This is a genomic window from Eikenella sp. NML070372 (genome assembly GCF_001648415.1).
In the GTDB taxonomy this organism is placed as follows: domain Bacteria; phylum Pseudomonadota; class Gammaproteobacteria; order Burkholderiales; family Neisseriaceae; genus Eikenella; species Eikenella exigua.
The window spans coordinates 13,554-35,531 of the sequence record NZ_LXSN01000003.1 but is presented as its reverse complement, the minus strand read 5'-3'; the positions used below and the strand labels follow the sequence as shown (position 1 = coordinate 35,531).

19 protein-coding genes are annotated in these 21,978 nt (G+C 59.3%); 13 read left to right on the top strand and 6 right to left on the bottom strand.

Annotation, left to right across the window (positions count from 1 at the left end; all coding sequences use genetic code 11):
• Positions 1–159: 159 nt before the first annotated feature.
• Entirely contained in the window at positions 160–558 is a 399-nt protein-coding gene (locus A7P97_RS00420) for a VOC family protein (RefSeq protein ID WP_067529872.1), read from the bottom strand.
• Positions 559–796: 238 nt separating this feature from the next.
• Between A7P97_RS00420 and A7P97_RS00415 the strand changes: the two genes are divergently transcribed.
• From A7P97_RS00415 to glnE, 3 genes are all read left to right on the top strand, one after another.
• Positions 797–1,222: a hypothetical protein gene (locus A7P97_RS00415; RefSeq protein ID WP_067596287.1), complete on the top strand. Its 426-nt coding sequence runs from the start codon at positions 797–799 to the stop codon at positions 1,220–1,222.
• 64 nt (positions 1,223–1,286) lie between these two features.
• A complete protein-coding gene (locus tag A7P97_RS00410) occupies positions 1,287–1,736 on the top strand; it encodes an EVE domain-containing protein (protein WP_067529870.1) in 450 nt (149 codons plus the stop codon).
• 121 nt (positions 1,737–1,857) lie between these two features.
• Positions 1,858–4,542 (top strand): bifunctional [glutamate--ammonia ligase]-adenylyl-L-tyrosine phosphorylase/[glutamate--ammonia-ligase] adenylyltransferase, encoded by a 2,685-nt coding sequence (gene glnE / locus A7P97_RS00405; RefSeq protein WP_067529869.1) that lies wholly within the window; start codon positions 1,858–1,860, stop codon positions 4,540–4,542.
• A 50-nt stretch (positions 4,543–4,592) separates the two neighbouring features.
• Here glnE and A7P97_RS00400 read toward each other — a convergent pair whose 3' ends face one another.
• The 3 genes from A7P97_RS00400 to A7P97_RS00390 form a co-directional block, all read right to left on the bottom strand.
• Entirely contained in the window at positions 4,593–4,886 is a 294-nt protein-coding gene (locus A7P97_RS00400; RefSeq protein WP_023887636.1) for a chaperone modulator CbpM, read from the bottom strand.
• Positions 4,887–4,889: 3 nt separating this feature from the next.
• Positions 4,890–5,855, bottom strand: coding sequence for a DnaJ C-terminal domain-containing protein (locus tag A7P97_RS00395; protein ID WP_067529868.1), 966 nt, complete (start codon positions 5,853–5,855; stop codon positions 4,890–4,892).
• A 257-nt stretch (positions 5,856–6,112) separates the two neighbouring features.
• Positions 6,113–7,642, bottom strand: a complete 1,530-nt coding sequence (locus A7P97_RS00390) for a polyamine aminopropyltransferase (RefSeq protein ID WP_067529867.1) — start codon at positions 7,640–7,642, stop codon at positions 6,113–6,115.
• 218 nt (positions 7,643–7,860) lie between these two features.
• Between A7P97_RS00390 and A7P97_RS00385 the strand changes: the two genes are divergently transcribed.
• From A7P97_RS00385 to speD, 5 genes are all read left to right on the top strand, one after another.
• The gene (locus tag A7P97_RS00385; RefSeq protein WP_067529866.1) at positions 7,861–8,259 is read left to right on the top strand and encodes a DUF350 domain-containing protein; all 399 of its coding nucleotides are present in this window, start codon (positions 7,861–7,863) and stop codon (positions 8,257–8,259) included.
• Between the two features lie 141 nt (positions 8,260–8,400).
• Positions 8,401–9,435, top strand: a complete 1,035-nt coding sequence (locus A7P97_RS00380) for an SPFH domain-containing protein (protein WP_067530071.1) — start codon at positions 8,401–8,403, stop codon at positions 9,433–9,435.
• A gap of 114 nt (positions 9,436–9,549) precedes the next feature.
• On the top strand, positions 9,550–9,828 hold the full coding sequence (locus A7P97_RS00375) for a hypothetical protein (protein WP_067529865.1): 279 nt from the start codon (positions 9,550–9,552) through the stop codon (positions 9,826–9,828).
• 9 nt (positions 9,829–9,837) lie between these two features.
• Positions 9,838–11,397: a DUF4178 domain-containing protein gene (locus A7P97_RS00370; protein ID WP_082887548.1), complete on the top strand. Its 1,560-nt coding sequence runs from the start codon at positions 9,838–9,840 to the stop codon at positions 11,395–11,397.
• Between the two features lie 143 nt (positions 11,398–11,540).
• Entirely contained in the window at positions 11,541–11,894 is a 354-nt protein-coding gene (speD, locus tag A7P97_RS00365; protein WP_067529863.1) for an adenosylmethionine decarboxylase, read from the top strand.
• Positions 11,895–11,968: 74 nt separating this feature from the next.
• On the opposite strand, the gene sstT is transcribed toward speD, so the two are convergent.
• Entirely contained in the window at positions 11,969–13,210 is a 1,242-nt protein-coding gene (gene sstT, locus A7P97_RS00360; RefSeq protein ID WP_067529862.1) for a serine/threonine transporter SstT, read from the bottom strand.
• Between the two features lie 404 nt (positions 13,211–13,614).
• Between sstT and A7P97_RS00355 the strand changes: the two genes are divergently transcribed.
• Together A7P97_RS00355 and A7P97_RS00350 are read left to right on the top strand one after the other, a co-directional pair.
• Positions 13,615–15,456 carry an autotransporter assembly complex family protein gene (locus A7P97_RS00355; protein WP_067529861.1) on the top strand — a complete coding sequence of 614 codons (1,842 nt, stop codon included), beginning with the start codon at positions 13,615–13,617 and terminating at the stop codon, positions 15,454–15,456.
• The gene (locus A7P97_RS00350; protein WP_067596286.1) at positions 15,457–19,353 is read left to right on the top strand and encodes a translocation/assembly module TamB domain-containing protein; all 3,897 of its coding nucleotides are present in this window, start codon (positions 15,457–15,459) and stop codon (positions 19,351–19,353) included.
• 144 nt (positions 19,354–19,497) lie between these two features.
• On the opposite strand, the gene waaA is transcribed toward A7P97_RS00350, so the two are convergent.
• Positions 19,498–20,766, bottom strand: coding sequence for a lipid IV(A) 3-deoxy-D-manno-octulosonic acid transferase (waaA, locus tag A7P97_RS00345; RefSeq protein WP_067529859.1), 1,269 nt, complete (start codon positions 20,764–20,766; stop codon positions 19,498–19,500).
• Here waaA and A7P97_RS10845 point away from each other — a divergent pair.
• The 3 genes from A7P97_RS10845 to A7P97_RS00335 all read left to right on the top strand — a co-directional run bounded on the left by A7P97_RS10845 (position 20,765) and on the right by A7P97_RS00335 (position 21,843).
• Positions 20,765–20,899, top strand: a complete 135-nt coding sequence (locus tag A7P97_RS10845) for a hypothetical protein (RefSeq protein WP_255361288.1) — start codon at positions 20,765–20,767, stop codon at positions 20,897–20,899. The two genes, waaA and A7P97_RS10845, sit on opposite strands and share 2 nt — an antisense overlap.
• A 139-nt stretch (positions 20,900–21,038) precedes the next feature.
• Entirely contained in the window at positions 21,039–21,308 is a 270-nt protein-coding gene (locus A7P97_RS00340) for a hypothetical protein (RefSeq protein WP_067442397.1), read from the top strand.
• A 178-nt stretch (positions 21,309–21,486) separates the two neighbouring features.
• A complete protein-coding gene (locus tag A7P97_RS00335; RefSeq protein WP_067529858.1) occupies positions 21,487–21,843 on the top strand; it encodes a RidA family protein in 357 nt (118 codons plus the stop codon).
• The last annotated feature ends 135 nt before the right edge of the window (positions 21,844–21,978 follow it).

The following is a 21,978-nucleotide window of genomic DNA, read 5'->3' as shown; positions in this document are numbered from 1 at the left end:
CGCAGCTCGGATTCTTGAATCCGACATTTCAGGCATGGCGGCAACGAGTAATAATGGCAGCGTTGCAGGTTTGTCGGATACCAGTATCCGACCTATGCTTCCTGCCGAGGGAAAAAAGGCTACCTGAAAACTTCAGGTAGCCTCTCTTCTCAGCCGAATCTATTCGTTCCAAGCCATTGCTTCGATTTTGTGCCCGTCCAAATCGCGCACGAAGCAGCCATAGTAGGCGTCGCCGTAGTGCGGGCGTTTGCCGGGCGCGCCGTCGGGCTTCGCGCCATGTGCGAGGGCGGCGGCGTAGAAGGCATCCACTTGTGCGTTGTTTTCTGCCAAAAAGGCGATGTGCACGCCGTTGGCGGTTTGCGCGGGCTGCCCGTCGTGCGGCGCCTGAATCCAGAGTTCAGGGAAGGCGCGACCATAGGCGATGGCACGATGTTCGCTCAAATCCAGCACGCGGCGGATGCCCAACGGGGCGAGCACGGCATCATAAAAGGCGACGGCCTGCTCAAATTGATTCGTGCCGAGGGAAACATGCGATAGGGCGCTTTGCAGTTGGGTCATGGTAAACTCCTTTTGCGATGAGGAAGCTATTCAATAATTTTAATTGATTAGGAAGGGTGGATTCAAGAATCCGGCCTGCGCCCAAGTAAGGGCTGCCACCTGAAAAATGCACGACGCTTATTGGCTGCACCCAAACATCATTTCAGCAAGCGTAGCCCGCATAGATAGGGTGTATGCGGAATGCACGCGGTTTTAACCGCATTAAAACTGTGCTTTCAGGTAGCCTGCCGAGGAAATCATGTTAGAAGAGCCCAAACAAGATCATCTCAATAATTCCGCCTCCAAACCGCCATATTCGTGGCGGGTGCTGATTGTTTGCAGCCTGTTTGGCCCGCCCTTGGGCGCGGTGTTATTGCTGATCGGCTTCGGCTTGTCCGACCCCAATCCGGAACAGGCTTTCCGGCTAATTCCTATTGCCATTCTGTTCAGCTACCTGGTAGGCAGCCTTCCCGCCTTCCTCACCGGCTTCTTGGCAGTGTTGCTGCGCCTGAAACGCAACCTGCCCGGCATCGCCGCTATGACGGCGGCGGGAGCTCTGCTGTCGGTCATTTGGTGGCTGGTGATAGAGCTGGTGATAGATATATTCAGCGGATTAGCCTTTACTGCCTGCGGCGCGGCGGCGGCTTTGATATTGTCGGTATGCCTGCCCGAGCCGTCAAAATAAAATTTCAGGTAGCCTTCTGCCAGCCACATGAGGCTACCTGAAACCCATCTGAAAAAGGATACCCATGAAATACTGGATAGGCAAGGTTTCCAAAGAGCACGTCCTACGCGGCGTGGCAGGCGGCTTTTGCCAAGTGTGGCACGGCAAAGCCGCGCCGCTCAACCGTATGCAACGCGGCGATTGGCTGCTCTACTACAGCCCGAAAATCCACTTAGACGGCCACGACAAACTGCAAGCCTTCACCGCACTCGGGCAGATTACCGACAACCAAGCCTACCCGTTTCAGATGAGCGCAAGCTTTATCCCCTTCCGCCGCAACGTGGCCTATGCTGGAATCCGGCGCGAATGCCCGATTGCCGTTATCCGCACGCATCCGGAATGGAAAAAATATGCCGCCCGGCTGCGCTACGGCCATTTTGAAATCGGCGAAGACTTCTTCAACTTCGTGCGCGCCTATATGCTGGCAGAATCCGAAACACCCGCACCCGGCGTCTGCCAGGAAAGTTTGTTTTAGCGGGCAGCATGCCGAATCCGCCCCTCCGTTTTTAATGCGCCAAATCTAAGGCTACCTGAAATTTTCAGGTAGCCTATAATCTGCCCGTTTGATTTACCCTCCGCACACAAGGAACCCTCCCATGCCTGCCGATATGATTGCCCACGCCCGCCGTTTTTCCCTTTGGCTGTCGCGCCAGCTGGATGGCGGGCAAATCGATGTTGCACGTTTGCAGCCCATGCTCGCACAGCCCTTGCAGCCGCAGGATTTGGCCGCCTTCGCGCCGTGGGCAGACATCGCGGCAGCGGCGGATGAGGCCGGGCTGGCGCGGCAGTTGCGGCTGTTGCGCCGTTATGTACTCTCGCAGATTATGGTGCGCGATTTGTGCGGCACGGCCGAACTGGCGGAAGTAACGGCTTCCATCACGCATCTGGCCGATTTTGCGGTGAACACCGCGCTTGCTTTTGCCGAAGCGCACTACACCGCGCTCTACGGCACGCCCATCGGCCGCTACAGCGGCGCGGCGCAGCATTTGAGCGTGGTGGCCATGGGCAAGGCGGGCGGGTTTGAATTAAATGTGTCGTCTGATTTGGATTTGATTTTCGTCTATCCCGAATCGGGCGAAACCGACGGGCGGCGCAGCCGCAGCAATCAGGAATTTTTCACCAAGGTGGGACAGAAGCTGATTGCGCTGTTGAACGACATCACCGCCGACGGCCAAGTGTTCCGTATCGATATGCGCCTGCGCCCCGACGGCGACAGCGGCGCGCTGGTGTTGAGCGAAACCGCGCTGGAGCAATATTTGGTGGCGCAGGGGCGCGAATGGGAGCGTTATGCCTGGTGCAAAGGCCGCGTGGTTACGCCGTATGCCAACGGCATCCGCAGCGTGGTGCAGCCTTTCGTGTTCCGCAAATATCTGGACTACGGCGCCTACGAAGCCCTGCGCGGGCTGCACCACCAAATCCGCAGCGAAGTGAGCAAAAAAGGCATGGCCGGCAACATCAAGCTCGGCGCGGGCGGCATCCGCGAAGTGGAGTTTATCGCGCAGGTATTCCAGATGATTCGCGGCGGGCAAAACCGCAGCCTCCAGCTCAAAGGCACGCAGGAAACGCTGGCCGCGCTGGCCGAAGAGGGCATTCTCGCGCCCGAACCTGCCGCCCGGCTGCTCGAAGCCTACCGCTTCCTGCGCCGCCTCGAACACCGCCTGCAATACTGGGACGACCAGCAAACCCAAACGCTACCTGAAAACCCCGAACAGCAGCAGCTGTTGGCCGAAAGCATGGGCTTTGCCAACTACGAAGAATTTTCAGGTAGCCTCAACGCACAGCGTGCCCAGATAAGCGCCCAGTTCAACCAAACCTTGAGCAGCCCAGAAGAGAACGAAAGCGAGGCCGAACAGCCGCTGGCCGGCCTGTGGCAATACGATGCCGAGGCCGCCGAATGGGCGGCGCAGCTGGCCGGTTTGGGCTTTGCCAACGCGCCCGAAGCCGCCGAGCGGCTGGCGCACATCCGCAGCAGCAGCCGCTACCGGCATTTGTCTGCCCGCGCCCAGCAGCGTTTCGACGCCGTGCTGCCGCGCGTGGTGGCCGCCGCCGCCGAAAGCAGCCGCCCCGAAGCCGCCCTGCCGCGCCTGCTCGACTTTCTCGACAGCATCAGCCGCCGCTCCGCCTACCTCTCCTTTTTGCAGGAATACCCCGCCGCACTCGCCCAAGTGGCCGAACTCATGGCGCAAAGCCCCTGGCTGGCCGAATATTTGCAGCAACACCCCGTGCTGCTGGACGAATTATTGTCGGCACAATTAATGGAACACCCCAACTGGCCGCAATTCATCGGCGCACTTTCAGGTAGCCTCCAAGCCGCCGGCGACCCCGAAGCCAAAATGGACGTGCTGCGCCGCTTCAAACACGCCCAAACCTTCCGCCTGGCCGTGCAGGATTTGGCCGGCCGCTGGCCGCTCGAAGCCCTGAGCGACCAGCTCTCCTACCTGGCCGACATCCTGCTCGAACACACCATGTGGCAGGTGTGGCAGGCCATGCCCAAAACCCACCGCCCCATCCCCCGCTTCGCCATCATCGGCTACGGCAAGCTCGGCGGCAAAGAGCTGGCCTACGGCTCCGATTTGGATTTGGTGTATCTGTATGACGACGGCGCGCCCGAAGCCGCCGACATCTACAGCAAATACGCCCGCCGCCTCACCACCTGGCTCTCCGGCAGCACCGGCGCGGGCAGCCTCTACCAAACCGACCTGCGCCTGCGCCCCAACGGCGACAGCGGCTTCCAAGCCCACAGCCTCGAAGCCTTCGCCAAATACCAGCACGAAAACGCTTGGATTTGGGAGCACCAAGCCCTCAGCCGCGCCCGGTTCGTGGCCGGCAGCCCCGAAGTGGGGCGCAAGTTTGAAACCGTCCGCCGCCAAATCCTCAGCCTGCCGCGCGAAGAAAACCCGCTGCGGCAGGAAATCGCCCAGATGCGCAGCAAAATGCTGCCCACTCACCCCGCCCGCGAAGACAACGTGAAATACGCCCGCGGCGGCGTGGTGGACGTGGAATTTATCGTGCAATTCTTCGTGCTGCTCCATGCCCGGCAGTATCCCGAGCTCCTGGAAAACTACGGCAACATCGCCCTGCTCAATATGGCCGCCCGCCGCGGCCTGCTCAGCCAAGATGCCGCCGCGCGCACCGCCGCCGCCTACCGCCACTACCGCCAAGTGCAACACCGCCAGCAGCTGCACGGCGCCGGCGCGGTACAAGTGGACGACACCCTGCGCGAACACTACGAACAAGTGGCCGCACTGTGGCGCGAAGTGTTCGGCGAAGAAATCCGCTAAAACGAAAAAGGCTACCTGAAACTTTCAGGTAGCCTTTTTACTTAGCGACATTACAGCGGCAAAGCTCGGTTTGAATCCTCCAAACGGCCTTTGCGCAGGGTTTCCAACTCATCCAGCAGTTGCAGGATTAGCGCAGTGGCGGGCACGCTGGCTTCGAAATCGCGGCTGATGCGGCGGGCGCGGCGGATGCGGGCGAGCTGCCAGCCGCTGAAACCGGCCTCGCGCGGGCTGCCCTGCACAGAAATGATTTCTTCCTCGATTACATTAACCACCCAATCGGCATCGCCGTCGCAGGCGCGCACGATTTCGTTGAAGGTGAGCTGAATATCTTGTTCGCGGTTCATGGTTTATCCTTTCACGCCGTAATGCTCGGCCAGCTGCTGCCAGGCTGCGCGGTCGGCTTCGCTCATGGTTTCGGGCAGGGTGATGTTGATGATGAGGTAGAGGTAGCCGGCTTCTTTGGCGGGAATGCCTTTGCCTTTCAGGCGCAGGTTTTGGCCGCTGCGGCTGTTGGCGGGAATGTTGATGTTGAGTTTGCCGGCGGGTGTGTCGATGGCGGTTTTGCCGCCGAGCGCGGCCACCCAGGGCATCACATCGATGCGCTGGTACACGTCTTTGCGGTTTTTCACATACAGCGTGTCGCTTTCGCGGAAGCGGATTTTTAAATAGAGGTCGCCGTTTGCGCCGCCGTTGAAGCCGGGCAGTCCTTGGCCGCGCAGGCGGATTTGCTGGCCTTCGCTGATACCTTTGGGGATTTTCACCTGCAGGGTTTTGCGCTCGTAGGCCATTTGGCCGCCCGCGCCGAGGGTGGGCATATCGAGGCTGAGCGAACGTTCGCCGCCGGTGTAGGCCGCAGCGAGGTCGATAGTCAGCTCGGCGTGCTGGTCTTCGCCGGGGATGGGGCCGGTTTGGCGCTGGCGGCCAGCGCCGGCGTGACCGAAGGCGGAGAAAATGTCGTCGAAGCGGAAATCGCCGCTACCGAAGGGCTGGCCTTCACCGAAGCGGCTGCTGTCGAAGTGGTAGTATTGCCCGAAGTCTTGGCCGGGGTCGAAACCGCCCGCGCCACCGTGGGCGCTGCCGGCGCGGCCGAAGGGGTTGGCCAGCATTTCATCGTATTCGGCGCGTTTGGCCTCGTCTTTCAGGGTGTTGTAGGCGAGGTTGATTTCGCTGGTTTTTTGGTCGGCATCGGAGTCTTTGCTGATGTCGGGATGGTATTGGCGCACCAGCTTGCGGTAGGCCTTTTTGATGTCGGCCAGGCTGGCATCTTTGGCTACGCCGAGGATGTCGTAGTAGGTTTTCTGGTTGGTACTCATATGTTGGATATTCTGTGGAATGGATAAAAATTAGGAGGCACCTCTTGCTTGGGATGAACGCGGGGCTTGGGCTTGCTGAAAGCCGTAGGGCGGAGGTGCGCGGCTGCAAATACAAGTGGGAGATGGGGCTGGACATGGGGAAATCAATACGCGGTTTGCGGGGGTAAACCCTTTGTCCGCGCGAAAAGGCATACTTATCAGGCCGTTTTGTTTGAGCGGTTGGGAAAGGCTACCTGAAAGTTTCAGGTAGCCTTTTCTCAGCGCATCACATTGCGCCAATCCTGCTCGAAATAATGCACCAGAATCTGTGTGTTCAGATAGTTTGGCTGCACATCCCGGCGTGCCATGTCGGGCGGGAAGCGGAACATTTCGGCGGCGGCGGTGGCGTTTAAAAAGCGGGTAGGCACGTTGAATTGAGTGGGCACGGGGAAATCGGGCTCGTGGGCGGCCAGTACGAAGCCCCATTCGCCGAAGGAAGGCACATACACATGATAGGGCGCGGTGGCGAGCCTGGCGGCCTCCAGCGTGGCCACCACCGACCAATAGGCGTTCGGGGCGAAATAGGGCGAGGTGGATTGCACCACGATTTTGCCGCCGGGCGCGAGATGCCTCGCCACCAGCCGATACATGGGCACGGAATAGAGTTTGCCCAGCGAGAAGTTGGAGGGGTCGGGTAGGTCGATGATGATGACGTTGAACTTTTCCTGCGCCTGTTCCAGCCATTTGGCGGCGTCGTCGTTCACCACGCGCACTTTGGGGTTGGCGAGCGAGCCGGCGTTGAGGCGGCTTAATTCGGCGGAGGTGCGGAAGGTGCTGGTCATTTGCGGGTCGAGGTCGACCAGGGTGATGCCCTTCACCTGCGGGTATTTCAGCACTTCGCGTGCGGCCAGGCCGTCGCCGCCGCCCAGAATCAGCACGTTTTGCGCCTGCCCGCCCACCATCTGCATGGCGGGCAGCACGAGGGCTTCGTGGTAGCGGGCTTCGTCGCGCGAGGAAAATTGCAGGTTGCCGTTGATGTAGAGGCGCAGGTCGTCGTGCCATTTGGTGATTACCAGGCGCTGGTAGGGCGAATGGCTTTCGTACACCACTGGGTCGCCGAAATAGCTTTGCTCGGCCAGAAAGGTGATGCGGTTGGCGGCGGCGAAGGCGGCCAGCAGGCAGGCCAGCACGATGCCGCCGCGCAGCTGGATGGCGCGGTAGCGCGGCAGCTCTGCTTTGAAGGCGCGGGCGGTGAGCACGGCCACGGCGGCGTTGAGCAGGCCGAACAGCAGGGCGGAACGCGCCATGCCCAGCCGGGGCGCGAGCACCAGCGGGAACAGCAGCGACACGGCCAGCGCGCCCAAGTAGTCGAAAGTGAGCACTTTGGCCACCAGGTCTTTAAAATCGGCCTGCCGCCGGTTCAGCACGCGCATCACCAGCGGGATTTCCATGCCCACCACGATGCCCACCACCAGCACCAGCGCATACAGCAGCGTGCGGAACGGCGCGGCAGCCAGCCCGAAAACCACAAACAATACCAAGGCCGACACCCCGCCGATGATGCCCACCAGCAATTCGATTTCGATAAAGCGCGAAAGTGCGTCTTCATCGCGGATGTATTTGGTGAGATGTGCGCCAATACCCATAGCGAAGAGGTAGAGGCCGATGATGGAGGAAAACTGCAAAATGCTGTCGCCCAGCAAATAGCTGGCCAGCGCGGCAATGATGAGCTCGTAGGCCAGCCCGCAGCTGGCCACGATGAAGATAGAGATGATTAGGATGCGGTCGGGTTTAATTTTTAACTTCATTGAAGCTGACGCTTTCAGGTAGCTTTATTATGTGCCGAATTATATAGCAGGCAGTAGATGCTGGATGAACAACGGGCTTTTGTGTGGCATAATCAGTCGCATCATATATATAGCTGAAACACTTAATTTCTTCTTACTGCGCCGGCCTGCCTGGTAAAAAATAATTGTTTCAGCTACCGCCGCGGCTTCTCTTTCCACCCTGATTACAAAGGTAACCCATGAGTATTTCCCTGCAACAATATCTGTCGTACCTTCAATACCTGGCCGTGGGCTTGGGCATGACCGCACTGTTCGCCGCCGTGTATCTGCGCATCACTCCGGTCGACGAATTGAAGCTGATTAAAAACGGCAACTTGGCCTGCGCCCTTTCCTTCGGCGGCGCGCTCATCGGCTTCTGCCTGCCTTTGGCCTCCAGCATCGCCCACAGCGTCGGGCTTTTGGATTTCGTGCTTTGGGGTTGGGCTGCTGCGGCGATTCAGATTGTGGTGTATTTCGCCGCCACCCGCCTCGTGCCTGATTCCGCTGCCGAGCTGGCCGGCAATAACGTGGCCGTGGGCACGCTCTGTGCCGTGATTTCCGTGGCGGTGGGGCTGCTCAACGCCGCCTGTTTGGCGTAATAACGCATGCACAACAGGCTACCTGAAATTTCGTTTCACAGAAATTTGTCCCATTTTAGCTTCGCAGAAACTTAGCTTCCTGCGGAAACCTCGTTTTCAGGTAGCCTTCCCCTTATCCTAATCAAGAAAGGAATCCCCATGCTGGGCAATTTCATCAAGAAGCAGTTTATCGACGTTATCGAATGGCCGAATCCCGAAGAAGGGCTGCTGATGTGGCGCTTCCCCGTGGCCGACCAGGAAATCCAAAACGGCGCCAGCCTCACCGTGCGCGAAGCGCAGGCCGCCCTGTTTGTGGACGAAGGCAAAGCCGCCGACGTGTTCCAGCCCGGCCGCTACACGCTCACCACCCAAACCCTGCCCGTCCTCACCAACCTGAAAAACTGGGATAAATTATTCCAGTCGCCCTTCAAATCCGACGTTTACTTCTTCAACACCCGCCAGCAACTCGCCCGCCGCTGGGGCACTTCCCAGCCGGTTACCGTGCGCGATGCCGATTTCGGCGTGATCCAGCTGCGCTCCTTCGGCATGTATGCCTACCGCATCAGCGATCCCGCCGCCTTCTTCCGCGAAGTTACAGGCGTGGGCGCCTCCTACAGCGGCGAGCAGCTCGAACAGCAGCTGCGCAACCTCGCCATGACCCAGCTGGCTGCTGCATTCGGCACTTCCGGCATCCCCTTCCTCGATATGGCCGCCAACCAAGTGCTGCTGTCTCAGAAAATGAACGAGCTGCTGCTGCCCGAGTTTGCCAAACTCGGCCTCACGCTGGAAAACTTCACCGTGGAAAGCGTGAGCCTGCCCGAAAACGTGCAAAAAGCACTGGACAGCAAAATGTCGATGGGCATCATCGGTGATATGGGCAAATTCACCCAATACCAAACCGCTACCGCCATTCCGATGGCCGCGCAAAACGAAGGCGGCATCGCCGGTATCGGTGCCGGCCTCGGCGTGGGTGCCGGTATTGGTCAGGCCATGGCCGGTGCCATGAGCGGCATGACGCAAGCCCAACAGCCTGCTCAAGCCGCTCCAGCCACCCAGTCTGCCGCTCCGGCTGCGCCCGCCGCCGAAGACCCGCAAGCCAAACTGGCCAAACTCAAAACCCTGCTCGACGGCAACCTGATTTCCGCCGAAGACTACGAAAAAGCTAAAGCCGAAGTGCTCAAGCAGCTGATTGGTTGATCACCTGAAGGCTACCTGAAAGCCAAATCCTACTATCATGCCAACCATAAACCCCGTCAAGTCATCGCCGAACATCTGCAAAGCCGACCCACCATTCTCGATTTTGCAGAGGAATTGCAAACCATTGCCGACTTGCAGGCTGGGGCGCCGGAGCAGGCTGCCGCCGATTGGGATGCGTTCAGCGCTGTGGTGAAGCGCCTCCGCGATTCGCACCAAATCAACGGCATTTTCTGCCTTACGCCGCAAAACCAGTCTGTCTTTATGGAGTTTGCAGGCTACCTGAAAGCCGTTGCCCAATTAGCCAGCCGTGATTATGCCCGTTTGTGCGACGGCTTCGATTTAACAGCCGCCGAGATTGCCGCTAAATTTGCCGCCAAACCGCCCGCCCTTTAGGAACCCATCATGAGCGAACCCTTCTTCAAAGCCGACTGCCCCAGCTGCGGCGCGCCCGTGCACGCGCATTCGGCCACAGCGGTTACGCTGGTGTGCGGCTTCTGCCACAGCCTCTTGGTGTGCCAGGGCGAAGACATTATCAACAGCGGCCGCGATTCTGCCCTTTTGGAAGACTTTAGCCCGCTGCAAATCGGCACGACCGGCACATTCGCCAACCGCCCGTTTTCCATCATCGGCCGCCTGCAGGCCAAATACGATGCCGGCATGTGGAATGAGTGGTATGTGCAGTTTGACGACGGCAGCAACGGTTGGCTCTCCGAATCGGATGACCAATACGTATTCACCCTGCCCGCTGCCGAGCCCTTGCAGGAAATCCCCGATTTTTCCAGCTTAGTGGCCGGCCGCAGCAACTTGGTGTACCGCAACAAACGCTTCTGGGCTGCCGACGTGCGTGATATTGTGCTGGAGCAGGCTGCCGCACAGGGCGAGCTGCCTTTTGCCGTGCCGCCGCAGATGAAGAACCAAGTGGCCGACTGGCGCTGCGAGCAAGCCTTCCTCACACTGGATTATGCCGAATCGCCGCCCGAAATCTTTATCGGGCAGGGAGTGAGGCTGGCCGACTTACAACTCTCCAACGTCCGTAGCAGCGAGCAGGTGGCCGATAGCGCCGGCCGGCTAAAAGGCACACGCCAGGCCGAAAGTTGCCCGAACTGCGGCTCGCCCGTCCAATGGATTACCGGCCTCACGCCTTCCATCCTCTGCCCCAGCTGTGGCAGTGGTCTGGATGCGGCAGAAGGCAAGCTGGAATTGCTGGAAGCCAATAATAGGCGCGATGCGCAAACCTATGCGTTCACCCTGAAAATCGGCTCGGAAGCCCGCATTAACAACCGCACCTACACCCTCATCGGCGCGGTGCGTAAAGACGAACTGGAGCCGGAAGATGCGTTCAACCTGATGTTCGGCCAAAAGCCGCTCGGCATCGTGCCCGTCGGGCGTTGGACGGAATACCTGCTCTTCGAGCCGCAGGCCGGCTTTATGTGGCTGGTGGAAAGCGGTGACGGTGAATGGAGCGTGTCGGAAACGCTCAATGTGTGGCCACGCCTGTATGGCGATTTGTTCCAGCCGCAAGGCCTCCCCAAACTCTACGATTACGGCGGCCGCGTGGTTTTCGCCGCCGGCGCGTTTTACTGGCACATCCGCCAAGGTGATGTGGATTTCTACAGCGACTACCGCCTCAACAGCAACGGCAAACTCTGCGCCGAATGCAACCGGCACGAAGCCGCCTGGAGCCAAAGCACCACCGTTCCCTACCGTACCGTGTTTAGCTGGTTCTGGATCGAGAACGATACTCCGCAATACAGCGCCAATATGCATGCGGACCGTCCGTCGAACGGGCTGATGCTGCTGCTTATAATAGTGTTTGTCATCATCAACGTGCCGGCGTGGTTGAATATGCTGGCTTCAGAAGAAGATGTATCCCTTGCCGCCATGCTGTCGGTGATGGTGCTGTATTTCCTGGGGAAACGCGGCAATGTGTTCAGTGGCGATGACGACGATGAAGATGAGTGAAACAAAATGTCGAAAAATACTTATTTGATTTTCAGCATCATAGCTATGCTGGTCAGCACCTTTTACAACTACAGCTTCATGGGCAGCAGCCGTTCCTACAACGGCTCGCGCGTGGGTGGTGGCTATTCTTCTGGATGGCATAAATGAGCCATAGCCCCGGCAGCCATGGCCTGCTTGATTTATACGGTTGCCCGCCCGAATTGCTGCGCAACGAAGGCTACCTGAAAACTGCATTGGAGCATACTGCCCGCCACATCGGCGCCACCGTGCTCGAGAGCCGTTTCCACACCTTCGGCGGCGAAGGCGGTGTAACCGGCGTACTGCTCTTGGCCGAATCCCACCTCAGCATCCACACCTGGCCCGAACACGGCTTCGCCGCCATCGACATTTTCCTCTGCGGCCGCCTACGGCCTGAAGCAGCAAAAGAAACACTGCAACACGCCCTGGAAGCTGAACACAGCGTTTGGCAAACCCATCCGCGCGGTAGTGAGTTATAGGTTTGCGGTAGATAGATGGGGAAGGCTACCTGAAAACTTCAGGTAGCCTTTCTTTTAGCTCTTAATCCAAACAATCAGCGTTTGTTTGACTGATCCACGGCAGCGGTAAAAAGCACGTCGGTGGAGGAATTAAGGGCGGTTTCGGCAGAGTCTTGAATCACGCCGATGATGAAGCCCACCCCCACCACCTGCATGGCGATGTCGTTGGGGATGTTGAACAGGCTGCAGGCCATGGGAATCAGCAGCAGCGAGCCGCCGGCCACGCCAGATGCACCGCAGGCGCCGATGGCGGCAATCGCGCTTAAGAGCAGAGCCGTCAAGAAATCCACGGCGATGCCCAAGGTGTGCACCGCGGCCAAGGTGAGCACAGTAATAGTGATGGCGGCACCAGCCATGTTGATGGAAGCACCCAGCGGGATGGATACGGAATAGGTGTCCTCATGCAAACCGAGTTTTTTCGCCAAAGCCATATTCACGGGAATGTTGGCAGCGGAAGAACGGGTAAAGAAGGCGGTTACGCCGCTTTCGCGCAGGCAGGTAAACACCAGTGGGAAAGGGTTGCGGCGGGTTTGGGCGAACACGATGATGGGGTTCACCACCAGTGCCACAAACAGCATCGTGCCCAGCAATACGGCCAACAGGTGCAGGTAGAAGCCCAGTTTGTCGAAACCTTCTTTCACGATGGTGACCAACACCAGCCCGAAAATGCCCAAGGGGGCAAAGCGGATGATGCCGCGCACCACTTTGGAAATGGCTTCGGCCACGTCGTTGATCAGTGTGCGGGTTTGCTCGCTGGCTTGGCGGAAAGCCGTGCCGAGCACCAACGCCCAGGCGAGGATGCCGATGTAGTTGGCATTGGCCAGTGCCTGAATCGGATTGGAAACCAGGTTCATCAGCAGGTAGCGCATCACTTCGCCAATGCTGGTGGGCGCTTCATTGCTGGCCGCTTCCACGCCGCTGAGCAGCAGCTGCGAGGGGAACAGGAAGCTCGCACCCACGGCCACTACCGAGGCAGCAAACGTGCTCACCAGATACAGCACCAAAATCGGGCGGATATTGGTGGGGTTGCCGCTACGGTGCTGCGAGATGGCGGAAGTGACCAAGGCAAACACCAAAATCGGTGCCACAGCTTTGAGCGCGCCCACAAACAGGCTGCCCAAAATCACGCCTACTTCCACCACCGCCCCGGCGGCAGTGGTGTTGCGCGCCAGTATGCCCACCAAAATGCCGAGCACGAGGCCGATGGCAATCTGCGTTACCAGCCCCAGGCTGCTGAAAAGGCCGAACGGGCTTTCCCTTTGAGTGTTGTTTTGCATACGAATCCCTAGATTGTGTGATTGTTATAGCTAAAGCCCATTGTTTTCTAGCGTATCGGCTTGCTTCAGCTATCTTCAGCTATGGTTCTGGGTGAAAAAAAGGAGTCCAGTTTAACAGAAACGAACGTATCAGCACAAATATTTACCAACAGCAACTGCCTGCACAAGCTGCCTGTGGCGGGGAGAGTGAGTTTTTCAGGTAGCCTTTGAGCAGATAGAGGCTACCTGAAACACACAATAACAGACCGTTTGGATAATTAAACTCAACCATCCCTTTCAGGTAGCCTTAGCCGGCTGGCTTTCTTTTGCCTGCCTTTACTATAAAACGTAAGGCAAAAATGCTAATATGCGGCAGTTTGCCGCCCACACACACCGGCTTGATGTTTACCGATTGCAGATTGCCCATGAAAACCCCTCTGTTTCCCTTTGCCGTAATTGCCGCCTTGCTGCTGAGCCTGCCCGCCCGTGCCGACGGCAAGGCAGGAGAGGCGGCTGCTAATTCGGTGCAAAAAAATAAAGAAAAAGAATCAATCGAGCAGCCCACCACGGTTAATCCAAACAAACTGCCTTTCCCCATTTCCATCAATGCGCCTGCCGATTTGGCCGCACTTTTGCGCGAGCATCTTTCTATTATCAACCGCCAAACCGAGCCGGACGCGGATATTGATTATGAACAAATGCAGTTTCTGGCCGAGGAAGCTCCAGACGAAATCAAACAGATTGTGCGTTCGCAAGGCTATTTCCGCGCCGATATTCAGGTAGCCCCGCATGGCCGCGGTTGGCGCATCACGATAAAACCCGGGCCGCGCACGCGGGTGAGTAATGTGGAAGTGTCGATTGTGGGTAAAGTGTTGGAAGACGCCGAGCTGGCCAACTACTACAAACGCGCCATAGCCAACTGGGCCTTGCCGGTGGGCCAGCCGTTTGTGAACAGCGAATGGAGCAGCAGCAAAGATGCGGTTCTCTCCGCCGTGCGCCGCTATAAATACCCGCTGGCCTCGCTCACTGAAAGCCGCGCCACCATCAATCCGCAAACCAGCCAAGCCGTGCTCGCCGTGAGCGTGGACAGCAAACAGCCGGTGTATTTCGGCGATATTCAAGTGAGCGGCAACGAACGTTACCCCGCCTCGGTGATTACCGGCATGGCACAGTTCAAGCCCGGCGAACCCTACGATTTCGACAAAATCCTGGATTACCAGCAGGCGCTGGAACAAGACAGCCACTACAGCCGCGCGCAGGTGGAGGCTGATTTTTCCAAAATGGTGAACGACCGCGTACCGCTGTTGGTGTCGGTGAGCGAAGTGCCGCGCCAGAAGTTCGACATCGGCCTGCGCTACGATTCCAAAGACGGCCCCGGCATCCGCCTGGGCTACGAACACTACAATATGTTCAACCGAGGCTATGTGTTTGCCGGCGCCACCGACGTAAACCGCTACGAAAAAAGCGCCAGCGTCGGCCTGAGCCAGCCGCGCAACAGCAACGGCTGGTATTGGACAGGCAACATCGCTTACGACAGCTCCACCACGCAGAAACTGGATAAAAACACCCTCCAATCCGGCATCTGGCGCGTGCGCGACCGCGACGGCATCGAAGCACGTTTCGGGCTGGAATACATCACCGAATCACGCCGCGTTGTGGGCGGCCCCGACTTCGGCCGCAGCAATGTGCTGATGCTCACTGCCGCCTGGCGCCGCCAAAACATCGAAACCCTGCTGCGCCCGGCCAACGGCTATTATTTGGAAGGCAAGGTAGGCGCCACCCTCGGCTCGCTCGGTTCTTCCACCGCCGTGCAGCGTGTGCACGGCCGCGCAGGCTACTATTTCACCCCCGAAGAACACAAAAACATCGGCACGTTTATCGTGCGCGGCGAGTTGGGCTACACCCATTCCAACCAAGATTCGGAAGTGCCCTCCGTATTGCTGTTCCGCAGCGGCGGCGCCAACAGCGTGCGCGGCTACGAGCAAGACAGCATCGGCCGCAAAGGCCCGAACAACTCCGTGCTGCCCGACCGCGCCCTGGCCGTGGCCAGCTTCGAATATCAAAAACCGATCGGCAAGAACTTCGCGCTGGCGCTGTTTCACGACATGGGCTCGGTGAGCCGCAACTTCACCAATATGAATTGGCATCACGGCAGCGGCGTCGGCCTGCGCTGGTTTAGCCCGATTGCCCCCTTCTCCTTCGATTTGGCCTATGGCCACCAAGACCGCAAACTGCGCTGGCACATCAGCCTGGGAACCCGATTCTAAATGACCGACACCGCCCTCCCCGTTGATTCCGACACCCTGCCGCCCGAAGCCGAAAATGAAGCCGCTGCCGGCAACACCCCGCCGAAAAAGCCTCGCCGCCGCTGGCTGCGCCGCCTGCTTTCCGCCTTTTTGCTGCTGCTCACGCTTTTGGTGGCCGCCGTGGTGTGGCTGGTGGGCACCGAATCCGGCCTGCGCTTCGGTATCACCAAAATCCCCGCCTGGTTCGGCGTGAACATCAGTGTGAAGGAATTGAACGGCAGCCTGTGGCGCGGCTTTCAAGGCAGCGGCATTCAGGTAGCCACCGAGGGCACCGATTTAGACATCAGCAGCGTGGCGCTGCAATGGCAGCCTAATGAATTGTGGCAGCGTCAGCTGCACGTCAAGCGCTTGGCCGCCGGCGACATCCGCATCATCAGCAAACCCACCCCGCCCAAAGAAGACCGCCCGCCGATGAGGCTACCTGAAAGCGTGGATTTGCCCTTGGGCGTACAGATCGAGAAAATCGAAGTCGGCCGCATCCTGCTGGGCAAAAGCAACAACCCGGTGGTGGAATCCGGCGCGGTCAGCTACCAGTTCGACCACCAAAACCACAAGCTCAACATCGTTTCCCTGCGCCTGCCCTGGCATAATTTCAGCGGTAGTACCACACTCAACACCGCCACCCCCTTCAAGCTCGACGGCCAAATCGTGGGCAGCGGCGAGCTGGACGGCAAACAGGCCGACAGCGCCGTGGCCATGAACGGCAGCCTGCAAAACCCCGAGTTGCTCGTCCAGCTGGACAACGGTGATTCCCATTTTGCCGTAAACGGTAAACTGCGTCCCTTCGAGCCGCTGCTCAACCGCAAAATCGTCAACCTCAACATCGACGGCCGTCAAATCAACCCCGCATGGTTCGATCCCTCCCTGCCCACCGCCGATTTGGTGTTCAACCTCGCGCTCAATCCCGCCGAAGAAGCCGATACCCTCGCCGGCCTGCTCGAAGTGCGCAACCAAGCCCCCGCGCCCATCAACGGCAACGGCATCCCCGTAGCCGGCATCAACGGCAAACTCAAAGTAGACACCAGCGGTAAACTGCATCTGGACAATGTCGATACCGAGCTGGCCGCCGGCGGCCGCATCACATTCAACGGCAACATCGACAGTGCCAACCAGAACATGGCCGTGGATGCCGCCGTGCAGCAATTCAAACTGCAAGACATCCTCAAACAAAAGCTCGACCTCAGCCTAGACGGCGACATCAAGCTTTCAGGTAGCCTCGGCAGCCCGCAGGCCGATTGGCAGCTTAAAGCCGGCCAAACCGCCACCAGCGGTACCTTCCAGCTGCTCACCGACAAAACCAACCGCCAGCGCAGCATCAGTCTGCAACAAGTAAAAATCACCCCCGCCAACGGCGGCGAAATGCACGGCGAAGCCCTGCTCGAGCTCTTCCAAGGCCGCAAAATCACCGCCCGCGTCGACAGCACCCGCTTCAATCCCGCCGCCGTGCTGGCCGATTTGCCGCAAGGCAGCGTGAACGGCAGCGTGAAGCTCGACGGCAGCCTGGCCGACCAGCCCAACCTGCACCTCCTGCTCGATTGGCAAAACAGCCAGCTCTCCGGCGCCCCCCTCGCCGGCAAGGCCGACCTGCGCTATCAAAACGACCACCTGCCCAAAGCCGACCTCCACCTCCTGCTCGGGAACAACCGCATCCACGCCGACGGCAGCTTCGGCAAGGCAGGCGACCGCCTCAACCTCGATATCGACGCGCCCAACCTCAACCTCTTCGGCTTCGGCCTCACCGGCTACCTGAAAGCCCAAGGCTTCCTCTCCGGCGACCCCGCCAAGCTCACCGCCGACCTGCACGGCCACGCCGACAGCCTCGCCGTGCAAAACGCCGTGCGCATAGCCCGCCTCGATTTCGGCCTCAAAGGCTCGCCCGACCTCAACCAGCCGCTCAACATCAAGCTCGACGGCCGGCAAATCCACATCGGCAGCACCCAAATCGACAACATCAGCCTCAACGCCAACGGCAGCGGCAAAAGCCACAGCATCACTGGCAGCAGCAGCCTCAGCCTCAGCGGCAAGCCCTTCCGCCTCAATCTGGCCGCCAACGGCGGGCTGAACAACGAACAGCAATGGAACGGCCGCATCGGCCAGCTCGACATCGGCGGCGCCTTCAACCTCAAGCTGATCAACCCCATCCAAATCGAAGCCGGCGCCAAACGCGTGCGCCTCGACAACGCCCGCTGGGCCGCCATGGGCGGCAGCCTCAACCTGCACAATTTCGTGTGGGAAAAACAAAGCGGCATCAGCAGCAAAGGCAACGCCGCCAACCTGCACCTGCAAGAGCTGGACAACCTGATCGGCCTGGGCAAAGACGACAAATCCGTCAAGCTGCAGCTCGTGGTGGCCGGCGATTGGGACTTGCGCTACAGCCGCGACGCCACAGGCTACCTGAAACTCACCCAGCAATCCGGCGACGTGGTTATCCCCTACCGCCAGCAGGCATTGGGCTTGGGCAACCTCGTGCTCGACACCCGCTTCCACAGCGGCCGCATCGACAACCGCCTCACCGGCAAAACCCGCTACGGCACGCTCGACGCCGCCGTAGCCGTGAGCCAGCAGTTCGGCAACGCCATCCGCCAAGCCCCGCTTTCAGGCTACCTGAAACTCGACATCCCCGAGCTCGACGCCATCCGCAACCTCCTGCCCGGCGGCATGAGCGCCAAAGGCGCGCTCGCCATCGACACCACCGTGTCCGGCAGCGTGGGCGAGCCCCGCCTCAACGGCACCGCCACCGGCAAAAACCTCTACTACCGCGACCGCAACACCGGCGTGATTCTGGATAACGGCAGCCTCAGCTCCCGCTTCCAAGGCCGCGACTGGGTAATCGACTCGCTCAAATTCACCCGCAAAGACGGCAGCGTCGAACTCAAAGGCCGCGTCAACCTCACCGGCACCACCCCCGACGTAGACGTAAACGCCCAATTCGCCCGCTACCCCATCCTCGACAACCCCAACCGCAAGCTCACCCTCAGCGGCAACAGCCGCCTGCTCTACAACCCCGGGCGCGGCATGGCGCTCAACGGCGAGCTCAAAGTGGATAGCGGCCACTTCGGCTTCCAGAAATCCAGCATGCCCGGGCTGGGTGACGACGTGGTGGTGCTCGGCGAAGAAAAACCCGCCGACACCAGCACCGCCACCCCCATCGAGATGAACCTCACCCTCGACTTAAACGACAACTTCCGCTTCAGCGGCCAAGGGCTGGATGTGTTGCTCGGCGGCAAGCTCACCCTCAGCGCCAAACCCAAAGAGAACGTGCGCGCAGTGGGCACCGTAAACATCGTGCGCGGCCAATACAAAGCCTACGGCCAAGACCTCGTCATCAATAAAGGCCACATCTCCTTCGTCGGCCCCATCGCCTCGCCCAACCTCAACCTGCGCGCCACCCGCAAATACTCCCCCGTGGGTGCCGGCGTGGAAGTGCTCGGCAGCCTCGACAACCCGCGCGTGAGCCTCGTATCCAACGAGCCGATGAGCGACAAAGATAAGCTCTCCTGGCTCATCCTCGGCCGCGCCAGCAGCGGAAACGAAAGCGACGAAGCCACCGTGGCCGCCGCCGCCGGCGCCTTCCTGGCCGGCAACATCAACGACAAAATCGGCCTCCTCGACGACTTCGGCATGACCACCCGCCGCACCCGCAACACCCAAACCGGCGAGCTCAACCCCGCCGAGCAAGTCATCGCCTTCGGCAAGCGCATCACCAACGAGCTCTATCTGGGCTACGAATACAGCGTAACCAGCGCCAACCAGGCCGTGAAGCTGATCTGGCAGATCAACAGCACCCTGCAGGCCATCAGCCGCGTCGGCACCGACTCCGTAAGCGGCGAGGTGCGCTACACCATCCGCTTCGATTAGCGCGCCATTCGACCAAGCTGCCGCTACAAAGTTTTGGCTTGGCTGGATGTTTGGTTGTGCAGAAATTTGCGTTGCCCGTTTGAACGGCGTTGAAGCTCACATTTTAGCTTTGCAGAAACCCGGCTTCTTTCGGAAACCTCGTTTTCAGGTAGCCTCATCCAAAGCCGCGCACACGGCTTCGGCAATCCGCTCGCTCGCGCCTTGGTGGGCTTGGATAAAGCCGGCGGCTTGGGCGGAGAAGCGTTCGCGTTCGGCGGGGTTTGCCAGCCAGCGTTGTACGGCGGCATACCATTCGGCGGGGGTGGCTACCTGAAGCGCGGCGCCTGCGGCCAATGCGCCTGCGCAGGCGGCGGCGAAGTTGTAAGTGGAATAGCCAAACAGGGCGGGTTTGCCGCAGGCGATGGGTTCGATGATGTTTTGGCAGCCGGTGTCCACCAGGCTGCCGCCCACAAAGGCCATATCGGCGGCCAGATAGTAGGCGAACAGCTCGCCCATGCTGTCGCCCAGCCACACTTGCGTGTCGGGGCGCACGGGGGCTTCGTCGCTGCGCCGCTGTACGCGCAGGCCGAGCGCCGCCGCGCCTTTGGCCACGGCATCGAAGCGCTCGGGATGGCGCGGCACGATCACCAAGAGCGCATCGCCGCGATACTGCCGCCACTCTTGCAACAGCAGCAGCGCTTCGTCTTGGTTTTGATGAAACCGCGTGCTGGCGCACACCACAACGGGGCGGCCGCCGATGCGTTGCTTAAACGCCGCAGCCAGCTCGTGCATGGCTGCGGGTGGGGCGATGTCGTATTTGGTGTTGCCGCACACCAGCACGTTTTCCGCGCCGATGCCGCGCAGGCGCTCGGCATCGGATTCGGTTTGGGCGAGCACGCGGCGGAAGGATTGCAGGGCGGGGGCAAACAGGGACGGCCAACGGCGGTAGCCCTGCGCGGATTGCTCGGAGAGGCGGGCGTTGGCCAGGAACACGGGCAGATCGGCCGCGCGGCAGGCGGCCAGTAGGTTCGGCCAGATTTCAGTTTCCATGATGATGCCGAAACGCGGCTTATGCTGGGCGAGGAAGGCGGCTGTCCAAGCCGGGTGGTCGTAGGGCAGATAGCGGCATTGGGCATCGGGAAACAGGTTCTCGGCGGTAACGCGGCCGGTGGGCGTCATTTGCGTGAGCAGCAGCGGGGCATCGGGAAAACGGCGGCGCAAAGCCTGCACCAGCGGCACGGCGGCGCGGGTTTCGCCCACAGACACGGCGTGCACCCAAATAGCGTGCTGCACGGGCTGCGCCAGCAGCTCGCCGAAACGCTCACCTTGGTGCAGCAGATAGGTACTCGAGCGGCGGCTGCGTTTGCCTAGCAGATAATGGGCAAGTGGGCGGCCGAGAAGGCGTGTGAGCAGGCGGTAGAGGATGGGGAGCATGGGATGGTTTGTTTTTGCAGAGATTCAGCCTTGGCTGCGGCAAGACATTATTTTAGCTGCGCCGAAGCTTACGCTTTCAGGTAGCTTGGGGGTAGTCTGGAGGCTACCTGAAAAAATGAATTTGGTGAAGTGAAATATGACGCTACGGCCGGTGTTTTCAGGTAGCCCTTGTTATTGCGTAGATGAGGTTACCTGAAACGAGGTTTCCAAAGGCAGCTGAGTTTCTGCGGAGCTAACATTTCAGGTAGCCTCACAGTGATACAGAAAGGTCAATGGAAATGGAACAAAACAAACCGCAAGAAGCAGTTTCCGCCAAACCGCCTTACCCATGGCGGGTGCCGATTGTTCGCGCACTATTAGGTGGCCCGCTGGAGGTGTGGTTGATGGCTTTTTACCTATGGTTTCAAAACGGCTGGATTTCCCGAGTCGATTTTGTTGAAGTAATTGGTGCAGCAGTTTTGTTTTTATGGGTTGCGTTGATAAACTGGGATGTCAGCACGTTGTATAGCCGCCAGCAAATGTTTATAAAATGCTGGTTATGATGAGCTGCAGTGCAAAGATCTATGATTTTGTCGGCATTTCTGCTCAAACCGCAGCCGCAATAAGTCGGGCACTCATACCCAGCCTACTGGCTACCTGAAAGCATGAGTTTCAACGAAATTAAAAATTTCAGGTATCCTTCCCCCCGTTTCTCCCACTCCTCCAAAGAAAGGATTTGCCATGACTATCTGCCACCATCTCCCCGCTGCACGCTATTCTGAAGCTGTGATAGCCAACGGTTTCGTTTTCCTCTCTGGCCAAGTACCTGCCAACCCCGAAGCCGATATCGAAGCGCAAGCCGCTGATGTGTTTGCGCAAATCGACCGGATTCTGGCCGACTGCGGCTCAGACAAGGCACATATCTGCGAAGCGGTAATCTATTTGCCCGATATGGCCGACTACGCGGGCATGAACCGTGTTTGGGATGCCTGGGTAGCCCCTGGCAAAGCCCCCGCCCGCGCCTGCGTACAAGCCGCATTAGCAGATGCAGGCTGGAAAGTGGAAATCAAGATTACGGCTTTGCAGCGCACGGCATGACAGGCAGTGGCCTTCTGCCGTACAATCCGCGCCGTTTCTTTATTATATAGCTAAAGCACTTAATTTCTTTTTACAACAGTGGTTCGCCTTGTATGAAAGAATGTGCTTCAGACCACCTGAAATCGGCACAACTAC